10 protein-coding genes are annotated in these 17,046 nt (G+C 74.7%); 2 read left to right on the forward strand and 8 right to left on the reverse strand.

Annotated features, from left to right (window positions below; all coding sequences use genetic code 11):
• Positions 1-18: 18 nt before the first annotated feature.
• From ACQP60_RS19100 to ACQP60_RS19115, 4 genes are all read right to left on the reverse strand, one after another.
• A complete protein-coding gene (locus tag ACQP60_RS19100) occupies positions 19-6,006 on the reverse strand; it encodes an Ig-like domain-containing protein (RefSeq protein WP_429735858.1) in 5,988 nt (1,995 codons plus the stop codon).
• 167 nt (positions 6,007-6,173) lie between these two features.
• Entirely contained in the window at positions 6,174-7,232 is a 1,059-nt protein-coding gene (locus ACQP60_RS19105) for an NAD(P)/FAD-dependent oxidoreductase (RefSeq protein WP_429735861.1), read from the reverse strand.
• Positions 7,229-7,765 (reverse strand): isoprenylcysteine carboxyl methyltransferase family protein, encoded by a 537-nt coding sequence (locus ACQP60_RS19110; protein ID WP_429736187.1) that lies wholly within the window; start codon positions 7,763-7,765, stop codon positions 7,229-7,231. The genes ACQP60_RS19105 and ACQP60_RS19110 overlap by 4 nt, the downstream gene beginning before the upstream one ends.
• A 2-nt stretch (positions 7,766-7,767) precedes the next feature.
• Positions 7,768-8,850: a type III polyketide synthase gene (locus tag ACQP60_RS19115; protein ID WP_429735864.1), complete on the reverse strand. Its 1,083-nt coding sequence runs from the start codon at positions 8,848-8,850 to the stop codon at positions 7,768-7,770.
• 96 nt (positions 8,851-8,946) lie between these two features.
• Here ACQP60_RS19115 and ACQP60_RS19120 point away from each other — a divergent pair, with 96 nt between their 5' ends.
• Both ACQP60_RS19120 and ACQP60_RS19125 read left to right on the forward strand, forming a co-directional pair.
• On the forward strand, positions 8,947-9,819 hold the full coding sequence (locus ACQP60_RS19120; RefSeq protein ID WP_429735866.1) for a UbiA family prenyltransferase: 873 nt from the start codon (positions 8,947-8,949) through the stop codon (positions 9,817-9,819).
• Positions 9,820-9,912: 93 nt separating this feature from the next.
• Positions 9,913-10,491: a prepilin peptidase gene (locus ACQP60_RS19125; RefSeq protein ID WP_429735869.1), complete on the forward strand. Its 579-nt coding sequence runs from the start codon at positions 9,913-9,915 to the stop codon at positions 10,489-10,491.
• A gap of 36 nt (positions 10,492-10,527) precedes the next feature.
• Here the strand turns inward: ACQP60_RS19125 and ACQP60_RS19130 are convergent, their stop codons facing one another.
• From ACQP60_RS19130 to nuoL, 4 genes are all read right to left on the reverse strand, one after another.
• The gene (locus ACQP60_RS19130; RefSeq protein WP_429735872.1) at positions 10,528-11,583 is read right to left on the reverse strand and encodes a polyprenyl synthetase family protein; all 1,056 of its coding nucleotides are present in this window, start codon (positions 11,581-11,583) and stop codon (positions 10,528-10,530) included.
• A gap of 163 nt (positions 11,584-11,746) precedes the next feature.
• Positions 11,747-13,504, reverse strand: coding sequence for an NADH-quinone oxidoreductase subunit NuoN (gene nuoN / locus ACQP60_RS19135; RefSeq protein WP_429735875.1), 1,758 nt, complete (start codon positions 13,502-13,504; stop codon positions 11,747-11,749).
• Entirely contained in the window at positions 13,501-15,090 is a 1,590-nt protein-coding gene (locus ACQP60_RS19140; protein ID WP_429735878.1) for an NADH-quinone oxidoreductase subunit M, read from the reverse strand. The genes nuoN and ACQP60_RS19140 overlap by 4 nt, the downstream gene beginning before the upstream one ends.
• A 25-nt stretch (positions 15,091-15,115) precedes the next feature.
• Entirely contained in the window at positions 15,116-17,044 is a 1,929-nt protein-coding gene (gene nuoL, locus ACQP60_RS19145) for an NADH-quinone oxidoreductase subunit L (RefSeq protein WP_429735881.1), read from the reverse strand.
• Positions 17,045-17,046 lie beyond the last annotated feature (2 nt).

Here is a 17,046-nt window from a genome sequence, read left to right on the forward strand (position 1 = left end):
CGGGGACGGCCAGCGGCGTCACCACGGCCGCCTCTCGTACATCTTGCCGTCGATCTTCACGGCCACGTCCTTGCCGGGGTAACCGAAGACGCAGCTCAGCTCGAAGGACTTCGATGCGCCGAAGGACTCGGTGTACACGTAGCCGTTGTTCAGCACCGGCTCCCAGCCGTTCGATCCGTCGCCCCAGCACTCCACCTTGTGGGACCCCTGGCGGAAGTTCTCGACGTGCACGTTGAACTGGTGGCACGACGTGGACCCGCAGCCCTCCACGTTCTTCTGGCTGCCCCGTGTCACCCACGCCTTGGCGTCGAGCGCCGACGCCGAGGCGCAGGCCTGGTTCGTCTGCCCCTCGCTGTCCGTGGACGTCACGCAGATCTTCTTCGACTGGCCGGGGTCCGCGGGCACGGACCTGGTGCCGCTCTTGGCCGTGCTCGAGAACGCGCCCGTCACCTTGACGTCGATGGGACGCCCGTTGGTGGTCGTGCCCCAGACGAACTTCACGGCACCGCTCTGCCGGCTCGCGGTGACGCTGGGCTTCGGCACCGGGCCGAACGGCGTCACCTCGTTCGAGTAGTCGGTCCAGCCGGAGCAGCCCGCGGCGTTGCACGCCTTGACGCGGAACTGGTACTTCGTGCCGTTCTGCAGCCCGGAGTACGTGTACGACGTCGCCGTCGTGGTCTTGCTGCCGCCCTGGCTCGTGCCCACGGTGTACGTCACGGGGTTGCCGTTGGCGTCGGCCGCGCCCCAGGTCACCTCGGCCCGGCCGCTCATGCCCGTGCCCACGCTGGCCTTCGGGGTACCGGGCGCGCCCGGCTTCCCGAACGGCGTGACTTTGTTGGACTGCGGGCTGGTCCCGCCCTTGCCGGCCTTGTTCTCCGCCGTGACGGCGAAGGTGTACGTGGCCTTCGTGTCCAGGCCCTCGAGGTCGAGCGAGGTGCCGCTCGTCGTCTCGGTGGACACCTTCTGCCCGCCCTTGAAGACGTCCACGAAGTACGTCTTCACGGCGTCGCCGTTGGTGGCCGGCGCCTTCCACGCGACGTGCACCTGGCCGCCCAGCGGCGTGTCGACGCGCGCAGCGCTCGGGGCCGCCGGAGCGTCCGGCGGGCCCGCCGGCACCATGCTCGTCGACCAGGCGCCCCAGTCCGACGGGTCCGGCGCCGAGTTCACGGCCCGCACGCGCACCTTGTAGGCCGTGCCGTTCGTCAGGCCCTCCCACACGATGCGCTCGCCCGTGACGCCGACCTTCTGCGTCTCCCCCGACGCGGGCGCCGGCGAGATCTCCAGGTCGACGGAGGTGATGGGCGACCGGTCGGTGTAGGTCGCGTTGTCCCACGTCACGACGAGGGAGCCGTCACCGAACTCGAGCTGCGGCGCGGCCGGCGGGTCCGGCTTCTCGTCCGGACGCGCCTCCGCCGACGCCGGGGACTTCTCCGACGGGCCCACGGCGTTGTTCGCCACCACGGTGAACGTGTAGGTGACGTTGTTGGTCAGCCCATCGAGCGTGCACGTGGTCGTGGCGCACTCGAACGTGTCGCCCTGGTTCGACGTCACCGTGTAGCCGGTGATCTCCGCGCCGTTGTTCTGCGGCGGCGTCCAGGACAGCACGACCGTCTCGGACCGTACCTCCTCCACCTGCGGCGTCGACGGAGCCTCGGGAGCGCCGAGCACGTTGATCGTGATCCGGCCCTCCACCTGGCGGTCGGGGTCCTGGGTGGTGTCCTGCACGGTGTAGCGCACCACCATCGTCCCGACGTAGTCGTCCGCCGGGGTGACGACCACCTGGTCGCCGTCCGTCGTCGCCTGCGCCACCCCCGTCTCGACGATGGCGTCGCCCACGAGCTCCAGCGGGCCGCGGTCGGCGAAGGGGTTCGAGTCGTTGGCCAGCACCGGCACCGAGACCGCCTCGCCCTGGTGGGCGTCGTCGACCGTGTCGTCGACCGCCCGCGCCAGCGGACGGGTGGAGGCGACGACGGTCACGCGCATCTCCCCGTCCACGGGCGGGTGCTCGTCGTCGGTCACCGTGAACGGCACGGTCAGCTCGGTCCCCTGGGGGATCTCCGGGGACGCCTCGAGCGTGACCCGGGTGCCCGACAGCGTCGCGCCGATCCCGTCGGGCAGGCCGCCCAGCTCGAACCGCAGCTCGTCGCCGTCCGGGTCCTTCGCGAACCGGCCCAGGTCGACGGTGCTCTCCTCGCCCGCCGCGACCTCGCCGGACGGCGAGCCCGGCTCGGGCGGCAGGTCGTCCGGGGGCAGCACGGTGATCGGCAGCGTCAGCACCGCCGTGTGGCCCTCGGGGTCGTCGGGGCTCCTTCCGTCGGTGACCTCGAAGGTCACGCCCGCGGAGCCGGTGAACCCCTCGCGCGGCGTGTACGTCATCGTCGTGGTGCCGGTGACCTCGGCGTTGCCCTCCAGCCCCTGAACCTGGTCCGCCGTCGTCAGTCGGGGGCTGCGCCCCTCCACGACGAGCACGTGGTCGGCGATGTCGATGTCGAGCGACTCGCCCGCGACCACCTCGAGCGGCGCCTGGCCGGGCGCCAGGATCGGCTGCACCGACGTCAGACCCGGAACGACGACGAAGGCCTTCGCGGCCTGCCCGTCCACATCGGTGACGGTGTAGGTGATGACCTGACGCTGCTCGGCGAGGGTCACGGCGACCTCGCCCTCCGGGGTCACGGTGGCGTTCGGCGACGTCGCCTCCACGGTCAGGTCGTCCGCGGCGCCGTCCGGGTCCTCGTCGTTGTCGAGGACGGGGACCGTCACGGACGTCTTGCCCAGCAGGTCCGCCACGGGCACCGTGTCGTCCCGCGCGACCGGCGGCAGCAGCGGCGCGTCCTCGGCGACCGTGACGCTCACCGAGGCGGACCCCCGCGCCGCGTAGGTGTCCTCGATCGCGTAGAAGAACGTGGACGTGCCCTCGTCCCCGGGCGTGTGCACGAGGATCCGGTCCTTGTCGACCTCGGGCGACAGGTCCTCCCCGCCCTCGACCGCGCCGGGGACCAGACCGATCTGGTCCCCGTCCGGGTCGGAGTCGTTCTCCAGCGCCGGCACGGCCACCCGGCGGTCGGGTCGCACCGTGATCGCGTCGTCCTGGGCCACCGGCGACTGGTTGGTGGCGGGCGGCTGCGCGATGCCGACACGGATCAGGCCCGTGGCGACCTGCCCGCGCGCGTCCTGCACCGTGTACGTGAACGCGTCCACGCCGCTGGCATCCTTGCCGGCCGCGTAGTCGACGTACCCGTCGACGACCTCCGCCCGTCCCATCGCGGGGCCCGAGGCCAGGCCCGTCAGCTGCACGGAGTCGCCGTCCGGGTCGATGCCGTCGAGCGGCACGGGGATGCGCACGGTGCCGCCGGCGAGAGCGCGCGCCTCCACGTCGCGCGGCACGGGGGCGGCGTTCTCCTCGCCGCCCCGGACGTGGATCGTGACCTGGGCCGAGTCCTGCTGGCCGTTCGGGTCGCTCACGGTGTAGATCGCGTAGGCGGTCCCCGGCTCCGGACCCGCGCGGAACCGCAGCCGCTCCTCCGAGACGAAGAGCTCGCCGCGCTCCGGGTCCGCCGCCTGCTCGAGCTCCTTGTCGAGGGTGAGCTCGAGGCCGTCGGGGTGCGTGTCGTTGTCGAGCACGTCGATGTTCACGTAGTCGCCGACGCGGACGGTGACCTCGTCCGGCGCGGCGTTCGGTGGCTGCAGCCGGTCCGGCGGCGGCACCGGCAGCACGCGCACCTGTCCCGTGGCCGTGTCGTTGCCGTTGGAGGCCGTGTACTCCAGCAGCACCGGCTCGGACACCCGGCGGGTCTCGGTGATGCGCAGCGTCTGGTGCGCCAGCACGGCCACGCTGACCCCGGAGTCGTCCGGCACCTGCACCGACTGCACGACCAGCACGCCGCCTGCCGGGTCCGAGTCGTTCGCCAGCACGTCGACCAGGGTCGACCCGCCCGCCGGCAGCATCCCCGTGTCGGCCACGACCACGGGCGGGCCCGTCGCCTCGTCCGGGTCCTGCACGTCGACCCGGACCACGCCCGTGGTGGCCTCGGGGCCGTCGCTCACCTGGTAGAGCACGTCGTAGGACCCCGGCTCCTGGGCGAGGAACGTGAACGTGCCCGCGTCGTAGTTGCGCGTGATCTCGGCGGGCGCCGCGTCGTTCACCTTCGACAGACGCAGGTCGTCGCCGTTGGGGTCGGAGTCGTTCTTCAGCGGCTCGACCGTGAGGGGCTCTCCGGCCGTCGTGACCACGTGGTCGCCGACCGCCACCGGCGGTTCGTTGCCGTCGCCGAGCACCTGGACCTGCAGCTCGCCCTCGATCACCTCGCCCCGGCCGTCCCCCACGACCAGCTTGACGGTCTTGCGGCCCGTCGCGGAGCCGTTGTCGCGGAACTCGACCGTGCCGTCCGGGTAGGAGCGCACCTCGTCGCCCTCGACGGTGGGGTCCGCCGACGCGAGGTACACGTCGTCGCCGTCCGGGTCGCGGAAGTACGGGAGCACCTTGATCCGGGCCGACTTCCCCTGCTCGACCCGCAGCACGGGGTCGCCCGACTGCACGGGCGCCGCGTTCTCGTCCTCGGGCACCACCCTCAGGTCGACCGTCGCCCGGTCCGTGCCGCCGCGGCCGTCGGAGACCTCGTAGGTGAACGACGTCGCCCCGGACGCGTCGGCGGGGACCACGGCCTGCAGGGCCTTGCCGCCCAGCACCCGCTCGATCCGCACGCCGTCGGGCTGGTCGCCGACGAGTCTCGCGGTCATCACGTCGCCGTCGGCGTCCAGGTCGTTGGAGAGCACGTCCAGCACGGTGCTGCGGCCGGGACGCGTCCCGAACTCGTCGTCCTTCGCCGTCGGCGGGTCCTCCTTCTCGCGGTCCACGACGGTGTTGTCGACCAGCTCCGGCTTCGCGTCCTCGGCGTCCTCGTCCGAGCCCTCGGTCTGCTCGGGGAGCTTGATGTCCCAGTCGTCGACCTTCTCGTACTCGTCCAGCGCCATCCACAGCGTGCCCGCGGTGAGGTCGTTGAGGACGACGTTGTCGCGGTTGACGCGGTACTCGAGCCGGGTCTCGGAGTCGATGCCCTCGAGCACCTCGTCGACGTCGCGGTCGGTGCCCTCGCAGTCGCGCACGATCTGCCCCGAGCCGGACCAGGCCCCGTACAGGCAGCCGCCGAGCTGCACCGGCGAGGCCGGCGAGCCGGAGGCCTGGCGCTGCGTCGGCGTCCCACCGCCCAGCGGCTGCAGCACCAGGGCCGACGGCGTCGCGTACGCGACGGAGTCCGCCGGAGCCCCCGGCAGCTGGAGCCGCGCCTCCTGGGCATCCGGCACCTCGATCACCTCGCCGCCCGGCAGCCGGAGCTCTCCCGCGCTCCGGTTCAGCACGACGAGGTCGTCCCCCACCGTCGTGAGCAGGACGTCGTCGCCCTCGGAGAGCATGCCCAGCTCGGTCGTCGTCGGCTCCGCCCCCGGCTCGACGGTCCACAGGACGTCGCGGCCCGGCACCACCGCGTAGGTCGTCCCCGACTCGGAGACCACGACCTGTGCCGCGCCGTCGAGCTCCGCCGTCGGCTTCGCCGTCGTCGTGTCGAGTGCGGGCAGCTGCTCCGTCCTCGTCACCCACAGCGCACCCGACTCGTCGTCGACGACCGCGACGTTGCCCCCGCCCAGGGAGACCTCGGCGTCCGGCGGCAGCGGCGTCGTGGAGCCGAACTTCAGCCGGGAGACGTCGACGAGGTTGGCCGCGCTGCTGCCCTCGTCCCCCACGAGCACCTGGCTCGCCTGCTGGTCGACGTCGAACGCCGTGCTGCCGGCCAGCAGGACGCCGTCGAGCGCCTGGGCCTCCGTGTTGAACCGCCCGATCTTCCCCGAGGCCTGGTTCGTCACCCAGACGCCCGAGTCGTCGAGGTCCACGTCGGCCGTGGCCTCGCCGTCGTACAGGACGGCGGCGGCGACCACACCCGCGGACAGCGCGAGGACGACCGTCGTCGAGACGGTGGTGCGACGGTCGGTGCGCAGTCGGGCGAACAGGCCCAAGACTCCCCCAGGAGCATCGATCGACGACGACCCCGCGGCGCAGGCGCAGGACCAGGACACCGGTCAGCAAGGTCAGGACGCACGCCAGGGTGCCAGATTTCACCCACCCCGGGCAACGGATCTCGGCGTGCGGGCATGGGGTGCGCTCCCCACGGTCGGGCCGCCCGTCAGCGGGCGAGACGCTCCACGACCGAGCCGTACAGGCGCGGGAGCCGGGCGGCCGCCGGCACCACCCCCCGCCTCCACGGCGACGCGGCGGCGGCGACCAGGCCCGTGGTGAGGAGGCGGTAGTCCCGGGTGACGCGCGTCCACGAGCGCTCGTACGCGGCCGGGTCGTCGAGATGGGCGACGGCGGCACGCGCCTGCGCCAGGCCGACGCGCAGACCCTCGCCCGTGAGCGCGTCGACGTAGCCGGAGGCGTCGCCCACCAGGCGCACCCGGCCGGCCGTGCGGGCCACGGACCGCACCCGCAACGGCCCGGCCCCGCGCACGGGCCCGTCGGCTTCCGCGCCCGACAGGCGGCCGGCCAGCTCGGGCAGCGTCGCGAGCTCGGCGTCGACGTCCATGCCCCGCGGCCCGAGCAGGGCGACCCCCACGAGGCCGTCGGACACCGGCGTCACGTACGCCTCGACCCGCGGCCCCCAGTGCACCTCCACCAGGTCCGACCAGGGGTGCACTCGGTAGTGCCGGCGCAGCCCGAAGCGGCGCCGGCGCCGGACCGCGGTGCCGCGAGGCTCGTCGTCGCGCACCTCGAGCCCCACCTCCCTCCGCACCAGCGAGTGCAGGCCGTCGCACCCCAGCAGCCACCGCGCGCGCACCCCGCCCGCGGTCACGCCTCCCGCGTCCTGCACGACGGCGTCGGCCCGCCGCGGGAGCACCACAGCCCCCGCGTCGAGCGCGGCCGCGTGCAGGGCGGCGTGCAGCACCGTGCGGCGCACGCCGCGCCCGGTGCCGCCGGCGAACCGATGGTCGGCGGCGCGGCCCTCCTGCCGGTAGGAGATCCCCCGCAGCTCCCACCCGTCCGGGTCGACGCCGAGGTGCCGCACCGCGGCGAGCGTGCCCGGCAGGAGGCCCTCCCCGCACGCCTTGTCGACCGGGGCGGGGCGCGGCTCGAGCACGATCACGTCCAGGCCCGCACGGCGCGCCTCGACCGCCGCGGCGAGCCCCACCGGCCCGCCGCCGACCACCAGGACGTCGGCGTCGGGCACGGGGGCGCGGCCCGTCACGCGACGTCCGCGGCGCCCGGAGCGTCCGCGAGGCGCAGCGCGCGCTCCTCGGCGGGGATGCGGAAGGCGAGGAGCAGCCAGGCGTTCAGGACGGTGAAGGCCAGCGCCGTCACCCACGCCGTGTGCACCAGCGGCAGCGCGACCCCCTCGACCACCACGGCCACGTAGTTGGGGTGCGCCAGCCACCGGTAGGGGCCGCGCCGCACCAGCGGCAGCCCGGGGACCACGATGACGCGCGTGTTCCACCGCTCCCCCAGCGTCGCGATGCACCACCAGCGCAGGCCCTGGCTCGCGAGGACGAGCGCGAGCATCGGCCAGCCCAGCCACGGCACGAAGGGCCGGTCGGCGACGACGACCTCCACGACGCACGCCACCAGCAGCCCCGTGTGCAGCGCGACCATCGCCGGGAAGTGCCCGCGGCCCGACTCCACGCCCCCGCGCGCGAACGACCACCGCGCGTGCCGCGCCGAGACGACGAGCTCGGCCAGCCGCTCCAGTCCCGTCGCGAGCACCAGGGCCGCGTAGAGCGCCACGCTCACGCCGGGCCCCCGGGCTCGCCGCGCAGCAGCACCAGCTCGGCCGTGACGCCCGGCCCGAACGCCATGAGCACGGCCCACCCGCCGGGCGGTGGCGCGCCGTCCTCCAGGGTCGCCGCGAGCACGTGCAGCACGGACGACGACGACAGGTTGCCCTCGGCCGCCAGCGTCGCGCGGGTGCGGGCCAGCGCCTCCTCGGGCAGGTCGAGGGCGTCGCGCACGGCGTCGACGATCTTCGGCCCGCCGGCGTGCACCACCCAGGTGCCGACGTCGCCCGGCTCCAGGCCGTGCGGCGCGAGGAGGTCCTTGACGTCGCCGGCGAGGTGCGCCCGCAGCAGCTGCGGCAGCTCCGCCGACAGCACGATGCCGAACCCGGTGTCCCGCACCTCCCACCCGAGGTGCCGCTCGGTGCCCGGGTAGAGGCGGCCGCGGGCGTCGACGACGCGCGGGGCGGGGCGTGGGCCGCGGGGCGCGACGTCGTCCCCCGCGACGACCACCGCGCTCGCCCCGTCCCCGAAGAGACCGGACGAGAGGAGGTTCGCGGTGGAGCCGTCGTCCCGCTGGAGCGTGAGGGAGCACAGCTCGACGGACACCAGCAGCGCCACCTGGTCCGGGTGCCCCACGAGGTGCTCGTGCAGGTGACCGAGCCCGGCCGCGCCGCCCGCGCACCCGAGCCCGAAGGAGGGCACGCGGCGCACGTCCGGCCGCAGGCCCAGGAGGCCCACCAGCCCGGCGTCGACCGACGGCGCCCCCACGCCCGTCACCGACGTGAAGAACAACAGGTCGACGTCGCCCGGCGCGACGCCCGCGGCCGCGAGCGCCTCGCGGCACGCCCGCTCGGCGAGCGCGGTGCCCTCGCGGGCGAACACAGCGTTGGCCTCCGCGAACCCGAACGGCCGCTCGTAGCCGGCGAGCGGGAGCACGAGGTGCCGCGTGCGCACCCCGGCCGCGGCGTGCAGCCGGCGGGCCAGCTCGCGCCGCGGCCCCGCGGCGGTCAGCAGCGGGGCGACCGTCTCGGCGATCCGGTCCTGCGCGTGCGCGGGCCCGGGCAGGACGGGGGCGACGGCGAGGACGCGCGACATGCTTCGCATCGTGGCACCGGCGCCGTTCCCCCGCGCGGGGGCGGGTCCCGTGCCCGTCTCCCGGCGGGAGCGGGCCGGGCGGCGTACGTTGCCCCCGTGGGCGAGACGACGGGGACCGCGCGGGCCACGCCCGCGGCGCGCGTGCGGGGCCTGCTCCTCGCCACGCACCCGGCCCCCGCGGCCGTGGTCACGGTGCTGGCCCTGGTGTTCGCCGTCGGCGTCGGCCTCCCCGCCGGGCGTGCCCTGCTCGTCACGGCCGCGGTCGCCGCCGGGCAGCTCTCGGTGGGGTGGAGCAACGACTGGCTGGACGCTGCGCGCGACCGGCGCGTCGGGCGCACCGACAAGCCGACCGTGACCGGCGCCGTCACTCCCCGGGCGCTGCGCGCCGCCGCGGTCGCCGCCCTGGCCGCGTGCGTCGTGCTGTCCTTCGCGACCGGCCCCCTGCCGGGCCTGCTGCACGTCGCCGCGGTCGGCAGCGCCTGGTCGTACAACGCCTGGCTCAAGGCGACGCCGCTGTCGTGGCTGCCCTACGCCGTGAGCTTCGGCTTGCTCCCCGCGTTCGTCGTGGCCGCGGCCGGCGACGGGCGCGTCGTCGCCGCGTGGACGGTCGGGGCGGCCGCGCTGCTCGGCGTCGGGGCCCACCTCGCCAACGTGCTGCCGGACCTCGAGGACGACGACGCCACCGGCGTCCGCGGGCTGCCGCACCGCCTGGGGCGCCGGGCCACGAGCGTGCTGGCCCCCGTGGTCCTCGCCGCGGGCAGCGTGGTGATCCTCCTCGGCCCGCCGGGCCCGCCCGCCGCGGCGTCGGCGGCGCTCGCCGGCGGCGCCGCCGTGCTGGCCGTCGTCGCCGGGACCGTGGGGGTCCTCCGGCCGCGCAGCCGGGCCCCGTTCCTGCTGAGCCTGGCCGTGGCGGCGGTGTGCGTGGCGCAGCTCGTGGTCGCGGCGGACGCCGTGGCGCTGCCCCGCTGAGCCGCCCCGCGTCCATCGCCTCTGGGTCCGTCGCCTCTGGACGCCTGTGGACGGCGCCGCCCGGGGCCGGAGCGCGCCGCATAGCATCCGCAGGTGCCCCCGATCCTGCAGCGCGCCCGTGCCGAGGTCGCGCCCCACCGTCGCCCGGTGGCGTGGGGCGGCGCCCTCGCCGCCGTCTGGGCCGTGTGGGCGAGCGGGCCCGGCTGGGCCACGCCGGCCCTCGTGGTCGCCGCGGTCGCGGGCGCCGCGCTGTGGGTGGTCGACGCCCGCACGCACCGGCTGCCGGACGCGCTGACCTACCCGGCGACGGCGGTCGTCGCCGCGCTGCTGGTGCTCGCGGCGCTGGCCGGCGGGACGTGGGACGCCGCGCTGCGGGCGCTCGCCGGGGCGGTCCTGCTCGGCGGGGCGTACCTGCTGCTGCACCTCGCCCACCGGTCCGGGATGGGTCTCGGTGACGTCAAGCTCGCCGCGCTCCTCGGCCTCGTCACCGCCTGGTACGGCTGGTCGCCGCTCGTCGCCGCCGCCGTGCTGCCGATCCTCCTGGGCGGCACCGTGGCGATCGTGCTCATGGTCTCGCGGCGGGCGTCGCGCGGGACGGCGCTGGCCTTCGGGCCGTACCTGCTCGCCGGCGCAGCCGTCGCGCTGACGCTCTCCCGGCTCGCTGCCGGCTAGCGCGTCGCCCTCGGGCCGGCCGCGCCGTGGTGCCGGTCAGGCCGTCCGGTCGGCCAGCGCCTGGGCGAGGTCGGCGAGCGCGTCCTTCACCGGCCCGTCGGGAAGCGGCGCCAGCTCGGCGGCCGCCTCGCGCGCCCACCGGCCCGCGAGCGCGCGCGTCTCGGTCAGCACGTCGTGCGCCCGCAGCTCGGCGACGACGGCCGCGAGGGCGTCGTCCCCGGCGAGGTCGCCGTCGAGCCGGGCGACGAGCGCCGCGTCCGCCGCGGTCGCCTCGCCCCGCGCGACCCGCTGGCGCAGCAGCAGCACCGGCATCGTCGGCACGTGCTCGCGCAGGTCGGTGCCGGGCGTCTTGCCGGACTCGTCGCCGGAGGACGCGATGTCGAGCACGTCGTCGGCGAGCTGGAACGCGACGCCCACCTTCTCGCCGTACGCCGCCACGGCCTCGACGACCGCGGGCTCGCAGCCGCCGAACATCGCCCCGAGCCGCGCCGACGTCGCCAGCAGCGACGCCGTCTTGTCGCTGAGCACCTGGAGGTAGTGCTCCACCGGGTCGTCGTCGGCGCCGGGGCCCATCGTCTCGTGCAGCTGGCCGAGGCACATGCGCTCGAAGGTGCGCGACTGCAGCACCACGGCCTCCGGGCCGAGGCCCGCGACGAGCGCGGACGCGCGCGCGAACAGGAGGTCGCCCACCAGGATCGCGACGGAGTTGCCCCACACCGTGTGCGCCGCGGGCGCCCCGCGCCGCAGCGGCGCGGAGTCCATGACGTCGTCGTGGTACAGCGACGCGACCTGCGTGAGCTCCACGACGACCGCCGCGTCGACGAGCTCCGGGCGGGACCCGTCGCCCAGCTCGCCCGCGAGCAGCGTGAGCAGCGGGCGGAACCGCTTGCCGCCGGCCGCGACGAGGTGCCGCGACGCGTCGTCGGCGAGGGCGTCGGCCGAGGCCACCGCGTCGTCGAGCGCCGCGTCCACCCGCGTCATGCGCTCGGCGAGCCGGTCGGCGAGCGCCGGGTCGGACAGCGGGATCGCCGGCGGTGCCGGGGACGGCGTGGGCCCGGGCCGGGGGGCCGAGGCGGAAGGTGCGCGAGTCACTGTCCGAACCTATCCGTCCGGGGCCCCGAACACCGCACCGAGACGCGCCTCGGCCGCGTCAGGTCGCTCACGGACACCACGGCGTGACCGACGTGCCGGCGCCCCGTGCTCGGGACGGCACGACGGCGTGCCGCCCCGTCCGCGGGCCACCCTCCCGGGGCCGTCAGGGACGGAACTGCGCCGCCTGGCCGACGAGGTCCAGCGCGCCCGCCGGCAGGATGCCGAGCAGCAGCACGCCGACCGCGCACACGGCAATCGCGAACGCCGCCGGGCCGCGCGAGCCCACCACCGTCACGACCGTCCGCGACACGAGCGTGCGCGTCGCCGCGCCGGTCACCGTGGCGGTGCCACCACCGCTGCCCGGCTCCCCGACCTCCGTCGGCGCCGCCGAGGCCGCACCCGCCGACGCCGTGCCCTGCTCCCCGCCGGGCGGCGGGGTGAGCACCATGAGGACGATGACGCGGACGTAGAAGAAGACCGACACGGCGGACGCGAGCACGCCGAGCAGCGCGAGCGGCCACGCCCCCGCCTCGACCGCGGCCGAGAAGACGCCGAACTTCGCCACGAACCCGGCCGTGAGCGGGATGCCCGCCATCGACAGGAGGAACAGGGAGAACGCCGCGGTGAGCCACGGGGCCTTGCGCCCCAGGCCGGCCCACTGCGCCAGCCGCGTGGCCTCGCCCAGCACCACGCCGTCGTCGGGGACCGGCCCGTCCGCCCGGTCCGCGGACTCGTCGCCCGACACCGTCCGCTCGCGCACCAGCGTGACGATCGCGAACGCGCCGACGGACGCGAGCCCGTATGCGAGCAGGTAGAAGAGGACCGCCCGCGAGCCGGCCTCGTCCATCCCCACGACGCCGACCAGGAGGAACCCCGCGTGCGCGATCGCGGAGTACGCGAGCAGGCGCTTGACGTCGGTCTGCACGGCGCCGACGACGGTGCCGATGAGCATCGTGAGGATGGCGACCGCCCACAGCGCGACCTCGACGTCGTGCCGCACCGCGGGGTTCAGGCCGTTCGCCAGCGTGAACAGCACCCGCACGAGGGCGCCCATCGCGGCCGCCTTGGTGCACGCCGCCATGAAGCCCGTGATCGGCGTGGGGGCGCCCTGGTACACGTCCGGGGTCCAGGCGTGCAGCGGCGCGGCGCCGATCTTGAACAGCAGCCCGCTGAGCACCAGCAGCAGCCCGACCACCACGAGGGCCGTCATCGACCCCAGCGGCGAGACGGACGGGTCCGCGAGCACCCGCACCACGCCCTGCAGGCGCACGGTGCCGGAGAAGCCGTAGACGAGCGCGATGCCGAAGACGAACAGCGCGGACGCGAACGCGCCCAGCACGAAGTACTTGAACGCGGCCTCCTGGCTGAGCAGCCGGCGGCGGCGCGCCGTCGCGCACAGCACGTACAGCGGCAGGGACAGCACCTCGAGCGCGACGAACATGACGATCAGGTCGTCCGTGGCCGGGAAGAGCAGCATGCCGCCCGTCGAGAACAGCAGGAGCGGGTAGATCTCGGTCTGCTGCAGGCCCGCGCGGCGCGTCTCGTCCTCGTACGCGGTGCCCGGCACGGCCGCCGCGGCGGGGGCGAACGCGTCCTGGCCCGTCGTGGTGCGCTCCGCGACGACGAGCACGCCCAGGAGCGCGCACACCCCGATCACGGCCTGCACGCCCAGGCCGAACGGCGTCAGCAGGTACGACCCGCCGACCACCGACACCGCGTTCTCCTGCACCCGGTCCCACAGCAGCCCGACCGCCACGAGCGAGCCCGCGAGCGCCGCCAGGGTGAGCGTGAGCTGCGTGGTGCGGCGGGCCTTCGCCGGCACGAACGCCTCCAGCAGCACGCCGAGCACGCCCGCCGCCAGCACGATCAGCACCGGCGAGACGGCCGCCCAGTCGATGGGCGGGGCGACGAAGTCGTTCACAGCGGAACCCCCTCAGAGATGGCAGGTGCGGGGTCGGTCTCCCCGACCTGCTGGACGGCGACCTCGCCCGGCGCCCGCACGTAGTCGAGCACCGGCCCGGGCACGAGGCCGAGCACGAGCAGCGCGCCGACGAGCACGCCGGCCACGGACTTCTCGCGGCCGTCGAGGTCGCGCGCGGACGCTAGCTCCGGCGTCGTCTCCCCGGTGAACATGCGCTGGTAGGTGAGCAGCACGTACACGGCGGCCAGCACGACGGCGGGCACGGCCACGAGCACCGCGGCGGGCCAGCGGGCGTACGACCCGAGGAACACCATGATCTCGGAGACGAACGTCGCGAGGCCGGGCAGCGCCGCCGCCGACAGGCCGGCGACGAGGAACGTGCCGCCCAGGATCGGCGCCACGCGGCGCAGACCGCCGTAGTCGCCGATGAGCTGGCTCTGGCGCGGGTGCCGCGCGATGGCGAACCCGGCGACGAGGAACAGCGCGCCGGTGGAGATGCCGTGGTTGAGCATCATCAGGCCGGACCCCGCGGTGCCCAGCGACGTGAACGTGAAGATGCCCAGGATGATGAACCCGAAGTGGGACACCGACGTGTAGCCGATGAGGCGCAGCAGGTCGCTCTGCCCGATCGCGAGGATCGCGCCGTACAGGATCGAGATCACCGCGAGCACGACCACGAACGGCGCCGCCCACCGGCTCGCCTCCGGGAACAGGGGCAGGCACAGGGTGAGCATCCCGAAGGTGCCCACCTTGTCGAGCACGCAGATGAGCAGCGTCGAGGTGCCGGCCGTCGCGTGCTGGGTGACGTCGGGCAGCCACGTGTGCACGGGGAACATGGGCGCCTTGATCGCGAACGCGAGGAAGAAGGCGCAGAACATGAGCTTCTCGGCCGTGGGGTCGAGGGTCAGCCCCGTGAGGTTGTCGGTGAGGAAGGTCTGCGGGCCGCGGTCCGCGGCCGGCACCTGCAGGTAGAGCGCGATGACGCCCACCAGCATGACCAGGCCGCCGGCCAGCGAGAACAGCAGGAACTTCACCGCCGCGTACCGGCGCTGCGGCCCCTGCCCGAACCCGCCGATGAGGAAGTAGGCGGGGATGAGCATGGCCTCGAACACGACGTAGAAGAGGAACACGTCGCGGGCGACGAAGACCGTCACCATGAACGCCTCGAGCAGCAGCACGGTGGCGAGGTAGCGGCGCAGCCGCACGTGGTCGCCGCCCTGCTCGCGCCAGGCCGCGAGGATCACCAGCGGCACCAGGCCCACCGACAACGCGACCAGCAGCAGCCCCACGCCGTCGACGCCGACGGCGTAGCTGGCGCCGATCGCGGGGATCCAGGAGTGCGTCTCGGTGAGCTGGTGGCTGCCCGCGTCGCCGGTGTCGAAGGCGGCGAACGCCCCGACCAGCAGGAGGACCTCCACGAGCGCGCCGACCAGCGCGACCGTGCGCGCGGCGCCGGCGCCGAACCGGCCCCCGGTCACCGGGCCGGCGGCCGGGCGGCCCCGGCCGACGCCCGTGAGCGCCGTCGCCGCCGCGGCCACCAGCGGCCACACGATGAGGACCGTGAGCCAGGGGAACCCTGTGGACATCGTCATCCCTTCGTTCACCGTCCGATCAGCTCGCCAGGACCCAGACGACCAGCCCGACGACGCCGAGGCCGCCGAGCATCGTCGCCGCGTACGACCGCACGTAGCCGTTCTGCATCCGCCGCAGCCGCGCCCCGAGGCGCCCGATGCCGCCCGCCAGACCCAGCCAGCCGCCGTCGACGGCCGTGCGGTCCGAGTACACGAGCGCCCGGGTGAGGTACTGCCCCGGCCGCATGACCAGCGACTCGTTGACCGCGTCCTGGTACAGGTCGACCCGCGCCGCCCGCACGACGGCGGGCGCCGGCGGCGGCTCGACGGGCACGGCCGCGACCGCGTACTGGCGGAACGCGAGGAGCGCGCCGAGCACCACGAGCAGCAGGGTCAGGGTCATGAGCAGCCACACCGGCAGCACCGGCTCGTGGTGCTCCGCGTGCCCGGTGACCGGCTCCAGCCAGGTGACGAACCGGTCGCCCAGGGCCAGGATCCCGCCGAGGAACACCGACCCCGCGGCCAGGACGATCATCGGCCAGGTCATGAGGCGCGGGGCCTCGTGCGGGTGCCGCACGGGGGCGCCGTCGTCCCCCGACCCCTCGTCGGGCCGCCACCGCCGGCGTCCCGCGAAGGTCATGAAGAACAGTCGCGACATGTAGTACGCCGTGATCCCGGCGCCGAGCAGCGCCGCCAGGCCGAAGACCCACGGCCGCCAGCCCTCGCCGACGAACGCCGCCTCGATGATCTTGTCCTTCGACCAGAACCCGGAGAACGGCGGCACGCCCAGGATGGCGAGCCAGCCGAGGCCCATCGTGATCGCCGTGACCGGCAGCAGCCGGGCGAGACCGCCGAAGCGGCGCATGTTCACGTCGTCGTCCATCGCGTGCATCACGGACCCGGCGCCGAGGAACAGCCCCGCCTTGAAGAAGCCGTGCGTGAGCAGGTGGAAGATCGCGAACGCGTACCCGATCGGCCCGAGGCCGGCGGCGAGCATCATGTAGCCGATCTGCGACATCGTCGACGCCGCGAGCGCCTTCTTGATGTCGTCCTTGGCGGTACCGACGATCGCCCCGAACAGCAGGGTCAGCGCGCCGACGATCGCGACGACGAGCTGCGCGTCCGGCGCCGCCTCGAGGATCGGGCCGGACCGCACCAGCAGGTACACGCCGGCGGTCACCATGGTGGCCGCGTGGATCAGCGCGGACACCGGCGTCGGGCCCGCCATGGCGTCCCCGAGCCACGCCTGCAGCGGCAGCTGCGCCGACTTGCCGCACGCGGCCAGCAGGAGCATCAGGCCGATCGCCGTCATCACGCCCTGACCCGCCGCCGTCGCGCCCTCGCCCGCCGCGGGCAGCACGGTGGCGAAGTCCACGGCGCCGAAGGTCGCGAGCAGCAGCATCATCGCGACGATGAGCCCCATGTCGCCGACGCGGTTCATGACGAACGCCTTCTTGCCTGCGACGGCGTTCTCGCGCTTGCCGTCCCAGAACCCGATGAGCAGGAACGACGCCAGGCCGACGCCCTCCCAGCCGACGAAGAGCAGCAGGTAGGAGTCGGCGAGCACCAGCAGCAGCATCGCCGCGACGAACAGGTTGAGGTACCCGAAGAACCGGCCCCGGTCGACGTCGTGGTCCATGTACGCCACGGAGTACACGTGGATCAGGGTCCCGACGAACGTCACGAGCATCACGAACGTCATCGACAGCGGGTCCACCTGGAACCCGAGGTCCACGTGCAGGGGCCCGGCCTCGATCCAGGTGCCCACGGTGCGGGTGCCCACCCGCTGGTCGGCGGGGGTGCCGAGCATGTCGAGCAGCATCACCAGCCCGACGACGAACGTCGCCGCGCTGGCCAGCACGCCCAGCCAGTGCCCCCACCGGTCGGTGCGGCGCCCGGCGACCAGCAGCACGAGGGCGCCGATCATCGGCGTCGCGACCAGCCAGGGGGCGAGGGAGAGAGTCTGCATCG

Origin of the sequence: Isoptericola variabilis (assembly GCF_050311655.1) — a bacterium.
GTDB lineage: Bacteria > Actinomycetota > Actinomycetes > Actinomycetales > Cellulomonadaceae > Isoptericola > Isoptericola variabilis.